General features: G+C 40.5%; 4 protein-coding genes. All 4 read right to left on the bottom strand.

The features are described from left to right. Positions 1-523 (bottom strand): hypothetical protein (locus OEV42_21045; protein ID MDH3976758.1); only part of this gene is annotated, 523 nt, incomplete at its 3' end. Between the two features lie 260 nt (positions 524-783). Then, the gene (locus OEV42_21040; GenBank protein ID MDH3976757.1) at positions 784-1845 is read right to left on the bottom strand and encodes a hypothetical protein; all 1062 of its coding nucleotides are present in this window, start codon (positions 1843-1845) and stop codon (positions 784-786) included. A gap of 161 nt (positions 1846-2006) precedes the next feature. Beyond that, positions 2007-3041: a hypothetical protein gene (locus OEV42_21035; protein MDH3976756.1), complete on the bottom strand. Its 1035-nt coding sequence runs from the start codon at positions 3039-3041 to the stop codon at positions 2007-2009. A gap of 20 nt (positions 3042-3061) precedes the next feature. Continuing rightward, positions 3062-7190 (bottom strand): Ig-like domain-containing protein (locus OEV42_21030; protein ID MDH3976755.1); only part of this gene is annotated, 4129 nt, incomplete at its 5' end.

Here is a 7190-nt window from a genome sequence, read left to right as displayed (position 1 = left end):
TCACAATACCTTCGTTTCTTGTAGTCAGATCCAGAGCCCGTGCCGTCCAGGGACCAGAAAGGGTGGCAACGAGATAACTGCCGTCGGCATTGGAGAGATTGGCAAGGGTTGAACCATCGACACTGACGAGGGCGCCCACTTTGGGCAGACCGTCAAGACCACTTACAATACCTGTCATGAAACCGACAGCCCGCGACGCCTCTATGAAGAGATAAGTCCCTGAACTGACAATTCCCGGGAAGGTGGCACCCGCCACACTTCCTGTTTGAGAGGTAATCAATCCGCCTGTCACCTGTCCCGTAGCAACCACTTCAAGCAGCCTTTTACCGTCAGCCTCGAAAAGCCTCGAAACGAGCACGGGATGGCTTATATCCAGACTATCGGGTAAAGGAATAGAGAGTTCAGCACTTGACGAAAGCGTCTCACCGGAAAAATTAACCTCAACGGCCCTTAATAATGTCATATCGGTGGGAATGACCGCTTCAAGATCAGCAGCATTTGCCGTCTGTGTTTCAACAGGCACGGTACGGCTTAGCCCACCCGCCCCGATAACAAGCAGATTGCCGTCATCATCGGCAAGGTACTTTTAATCTTTAATTGTCAAAGAGCAAAACCAAAAGCTTGTTAGTAAGGATTAAATGCCTATTCCTGCATTTGAATCGGTTTGCTCACAAGAAATGCTTTCATGACACCAACGAAAAGAAGGGACAGAAATTATTCTGTCCCTTCTTTTGATTATATCTATTGCAATATATTTATGAGCTTACCGAATTGACTTCTGGATTATTCTCCCGGCAAATCCAACGACATCAAACGCTTGCCTGTCAGCATTTCATCAATGTGTATTTTCCCTTTTTCATAAACCACAGCCTTGGTCATATCCTTATTCCAGCCAAGTAATGTTGGTGTGGCTTGCCTTATAAATATCCTCTTATCAACATCAAATATCCGGTAATTACTAGAACTACTCCACATCAATAAATAGTGGCTTCCAAGTATAAACTTAGCATAACCTATCCATTCTTCCTGCCCACCTCTGGGCCCTCTTTTAAACTTGTATACACTCTCATTTTTTTGATTATTGTATACATCGTAAGAAGTGCCCCACTCCATTTCCTCAGAGGGCTTTCTTCCAACAGAATACATGCCATCTTCTGAAAATATAAGTCCATTTTTCCCAGAGTTGCTGGTTTTTCCTTGCTTAACGTCATAGACTACTCCATATAAGGTATCTTTATAGCTCGACTGCATATACAGGTTGCCATCATGTTCAGACCAGTTGACTCCAAAGCCGCCCCCAACCTTTTCCGTTGTATCCTTCGCAATATCGTAAATCCAGACACCAGTTGGGCTGAAGGGTCCATATTTTTCATCGCGCGTTGGACCTCCTGTAACATACGCTATCTTTCCTCCATCGGGTGACCAGGAAAAACAATCGTAATACCTCGATGAAACCTGTACATCAGGAATTTCTTTAATTTTTGTGCCTTCTTGGTTATATACCATTAACGATGACTTGTTATGCCATAAACCTCCTCTTAATTCGATCCAATTTGATACAACAATTGCAATATAGCCTTTAACACTTAATTTATATTCAGATATAGGTTTAGTTGTCTCAAATAGTGTACTGGAGTTGTTTGCTTTTACTTGTATCTCATGAATTTTATTAGCCGATACATTCCCACTTTTTTTCGTTTCTTCATAGTTTTTTATAATTCTAACTTCATTACCAATATATATTGCTCCTTTTTCTTCATCATAAATTAAAGCCTTTGCATCCGCATTTCCAGCAGAAACCAATATATAAATAATTAAAAAATATATGTACTTCATTCTTTCCATAAATCAGTCCCTTTCCTGTTAAGGCTCTGTTGCGATTTCTATTATCATCTTATCCTGAAATCTTCATCCTGCAAAAAAGGGGATAGAATTTAATCTATCCCCTTTAAGTAATCTATAAATATCTACGACAATAACTGCAATGCCTCATATTGACTTCTACTTTATTCTCCCGGCAAATCCAACGACATTAACCGTTTTCCGGTCAACATCTCGTCAATATGGATTTTCCCCTTTTCATAAACCACAGCCCTAGTCATATCCTTGTTCCAGCCAAGTAATGCATGCTTCGCTTTTCTAATTATTTTTTTCGTCTCAACATCAAATACTTTATAAAACCTACCATCACTCCACATTAATAGAAATTGGCTATCATAGATAAACTTCGCGTACCCTTTCCATTCCGCCTTCTCAATACTAAACTCATAATGAACTTCATTTGTGCTACTTCTGTATACATAATCCCTTACATCTTCACCCATTGATTCAGGATATTTTTTACCAATATGATACTTACCATCATCTGAAAATATCAGTCCCTTTTTCCCAGATTGCCTTGTTTTGCCAGTATTAACATCATAGATTGAAGCGAATTCAGTTGCCCCATAGGCAAATTGCATATACAAATTACCATCATGAGAAGACCAATTTACGCCATAACCCCCACCGACTTTTTCAGTTTTATCCTTATTTACATTATAAATCCAAATGCCAGTAGAACGGAAAGGCCCATACTTTTCATCAAGAGTCGGTACCCCGGTTACATAAGCTATCATTCCTCCATCAGGTGACCAGACAAAACTGTCAGAACTATCGGTAGTTCTAGGCACATCCAGTATCTCTTTTAATTGTCTACCTTCAATATCGTATATAATCAATGCTCTTTTTATATGGCTGCTTACTTTTTCATTCCATGATTCCATTACAGCAATATGTCCTTTACCACTAATATCATAGGTCTCTACTCTTCGGTTAGAATATATTAGTGTTCTTGATGTATTAGCTTCCACATCGATAAGATAAATCTTTCTCTTCGGCTCTTCACTTATTTTTCTCTTTTCTTCATATCTTTTCAAGTTTATGAATTCTTCATTTAAGTAAATCACCCCTTTTTCTTCATCATAAATTAAAGCTTTAGCAGAAACATTTTGTGAAAAAGAAATCAAACAAGCTGTAATAAGCAGTATATATTTAAACATTATTTACAACTCCTTTCCTGTTATGGTTCTGTTGCGATTATTATTTTCATTTTACCATATTCATATGAACCATCACGTGATTTAATCGTTATTGTAACTGGCTCTGTGATAGTACTATGTGTAGTATAGGTAAATTTTATTTTACTTTCATTATTATCTATCTTGCATAATCTATAATCATTTACTTTGCTGCATTCGGTATTAACCATTGTACCAATAGCATTCCCTGATTCACTCCTCACATAAACTCTGAAATTTGCATAGGTTCTGCTTGCGTCCTTTTGGAAGAGGCCCCAGCCATGATTATCCCTTATAACATCCGACTCAATGGTCACAGTCTCTCCGTTATTAAGCGTAGCCTCGCTTCCATAGTCAATTACCGGGTCTTGTGTGTAATCTAAGGCCTTGAATGCCGTAGGCTGCTGAAGAGGTTCATAAGGATCAGGAAACTTTACATGAAAATGGTGATGATGTTCATCTACTCTATCCACTAAAACAGTATAATTATTAAAAGCTACATACTTCTCAGCTTTTGGTTTTTGCTTATCTTCATCATCAGGATCTACTTTATTAAATATTTTTGCTCTCCCATTGACATCTACATAGAAAGCTACTGCACCTTCCTCAGCAAAAAGTGTCATCAATTGAAACGTCAATTCCCTATCATAAGCCTTCCGACTAGCTTTCGTAAAATCAATACCACCTTCACCACATGCCTTTCTTCTAACGTACCTTACATCAATATCAACACCCGCTTCATGTGATTTATGATCCGGCCTGATAATAACAGGATTCGTTATGGTTCCAAAATTAAAAGTGCCACTAGATGTAATGATGTTTGGAGTATAACTATAGAAGAAACCTCCTCCCGGTCGGCTGAAATCACCAACGCCAAACCTGGTTCCACCAGAAACAGGATCATTATACTCATATATGTCTGACGGTGGGTTACCATAATTTGCTACATTACCATCTGTGCACGACACCCCGGAGGTAGCAGGCTTCAACGCATTACTGTCACCAGTTGGAGAAAATACTTTCGCATTCATTGGTGCTAAATCAGGGTGCATTTCAGCCCATTTCTTGCCTATCCGCTCAAGCTTCTCTATCGTTTTTCTTAAGGCATAGTTATCAGTATCATTAAAATCACCACCTCTTCTGTAATAATAACCTTTATTGGCAGAGGGTATTCTTATACCGTCAATTCGCTTGGAAAAGGCATATTCCCCATCATTGATGCCGGTAGAATCACTTTTAAGCATTTCACCACGACCAACAGTACCCCGCCTTGTTGTATTGAGTAGAGACTGTATGGTTGTATCTACACTTGTTTCAGTGAGTGGATCAAAAACGATATGACCATCGGTCACATTGTAATGAATTGTAGCGGCATCATAATTCTTGTCATCTGTTGTTGTCTCTTCCCCTGTTACTTCTATAGCAGTTGTTGTAGTCCCTGTCAAAGTTAAAGTCACCAATTTACTATTTTCTACTTCAACAAAATTACTAATACCATCTCTGTCCCAATCTTCATTCTGAAAAAGCTCATAAATACCTATATCCTCATCATTTATGGGATGAATTTCGCTAGTATGAAGGTCAAAACCGACAAGCAGTTCTTTATCAATAACCTTTGCTTCATCAAGGGTATTTGCTTTCAAGGTATAATCATAGTAATTATACTCTTTATTAATTTTCTCAAAACTACTTTTATACCCCGCCTGATCATGGCGATGGGAAATCTTTGAATCAACGAGTGTTCCATCAAAACCATCGGCTGTTGTATTAATAATTGCTTTAATTGTACGGAATGCCTGTCCACCATACCATCCACTAATGTTCAAACTATCTTTAAGGTTCGCCTCTCTGACAGGCGTTTTTAACGGCGGTATAATATAGTTTAACATCATCTGCACATAATCAAAGCCTTGTTCCTTTGGCTCATTACCTGTTGTCTTGCCTTTGTGGAGATCATCTAAAGGTAAATCATTAGTACCATACTTTTCAAAAGTATAAACCGCCGTTCCGTCCAGCACTTCCTGCAGGTTTACATTGGCATTGGTACGTACTTTCAATTCTACAGTGGTCCTTTTATTTTCACTTGCATCTTCTTCCAGTGCTTTTCCGTCACTTTCTGTATTATAGATATCAAATGTCATGGTTAACTCTTCCGTGTCCCATGGAAATGCCTTGTCCACTGTCAGGTGAAATTCGGCATGACCTTTTTCAAATAGCGCACACATTTTGAAAACAGGAGTTCCTTCAGGACAGCGCGCACCAGCCTTTCCTTTAAGCCGCACACCAGCCGTTTCCGGTTCAATCTTGCGAAGCCGTGCATAGGTTTTTCCGTCATTAATCAGTTGATTGTCGCTATTTTTAGCTTCAAGAATAATCCGCTTCTTTCCGCTTTCAACGCCGTTACTTACGTAGGCAAGGGCAGGATAAAATTCATTGCAGGCAAAAAAGTTATTTTCATCACAGGATTGCTTAAGCAGCAGCTTTCTCGTATTGAGTACTTTAAGCCCCGCCTGCCTGTCGGCCACGTAAATTGTGCCATCTTTTTCTATAATGCCTGTTGCAAAAAATAATTTAGATTCATCATCTGCACTGGTCATAGTCTGCAAGCTTTTGTAAACAAGTTTGGGATTGATGGGGTCTTTTATATCGATAATATAAATTGCATCACTGGAGGCGACAAAGGCCATGCCGGACGTTTTCGATACCTTAACATCTCTGGCAAGAATATCCAGTACAACGCCTGCTGAGTCTACCGCAGTGCCAAGTATTACAGGGTTATAAGGATCACTGATATCAACGGTATTGATCTCGCCCTGGAAGCTGTTTGTTACAGCGATATCAATGATACTTTTTAGATTACTTTCACCAAGCCGCGTATCGTAAAAGCTGAATTCTGTGGCAGCATCAACCCTGAAGGCGCTGTAAACTTCCGTCCTGTTGCCTGTCACACTAAGAACCTGTGGAACTAATTGATTAATATCAGCAATAACAAGCCTGCCCGTCGTTGTCGTTACCAGCATCTTGCCGCCTTTGATAATAGCGAGATCGGAGGGATTTCCATAGCCCAGGCCCGGTATAGCGAGATTACCCACAAGGGCCTGGCCTCTTGTTTCCTTACTGTAATTTTCCGCCATTTCAATATCAACCACCTGAATGCCCACCATGACAGTTGCCACATAGGCCAGATTCCCGTTTATGGCGACGCGCCAAGGTATGCCCGACCAGTCTTCGGCCAGTCTTTCCTGACCGATATATGTCGGCAATTCGGGATTATCACGGAGGTCATAAAAACGGACATAACCGTATTGCCCGCCACCGTAAATATTAACCGTGTCCGTCATGGCCATAATACCGTTATCAACAGCAACGCCTCTGAAGGAGAATCCGTTATTGGCCCGGTGATGGTGAACGACAACAGGATTTGTGGGAGAAGTAACATTTATCACATACCAGCCATTTTCATTGGCCGTTACATAGGTGTAGATATTTCCACTGCCGTGTTCATAAACCGCCACATCACCCGTTGACCCACCGGTGAACCTGTCATCAATAAGGGCGCCTATCCTGGGTGCGATGGTTGTAAAAGAAGTTTTATACTCACTTGCTCCTTTTACCCTGGATGCCAGCGATAAGGGGACGCCACCGTCACTTACATTTGCATCCACAAAAATATCCTTAATGTCCTTCGTTAGAATAACATCGTACTTTCTGCCATAGGCAAGATTATTCTTCGGTTGAAGAACGGCCTTCGTACTGATGCGGCCTTCCGGCGTCTCATAAATTGTCGTATAAACAAAAGCCGGTACCTCATACCCTGTTGCCGAATCAACCAGTTTAAAAGATAAATCCCTTACGAAATCTACTGCCTCATTAAAGAATACCTCAACAGGATTATTAATCAATACTTCCTGAGCATCGTTTGCAGGAATAATCCTGGAAACTACGGGAGGGCCGTCTACGCCTCCGGCGCCGCTTCCACTTTCAATGGCACGAACTTCGATTACTCTATTGCTCATGTTTCCTGCTCTATCCGTTGCACTTACCTCAAAGGTATAAACCCCTGCTTTATCCGGTTTAAAGTGATGACTTACACTTCCTGCAATGGGTGCGTTAAAATCTGACGTGTAGCTA

The sequence above is a fragment of the Deltaproteobacteria bacterium genome, assembly GCA_029860075.1.
GTDB lineage: Bacteria > Desulfobacterota > JADFVX01 > JADFVX01 > JADFVX01 > JAOUBX01.
The sequence above is the reverse complement of the archived record's forward strand: the minus strand, read 5'-3'. Positions and strand labels throughout refer to the sequence as shown.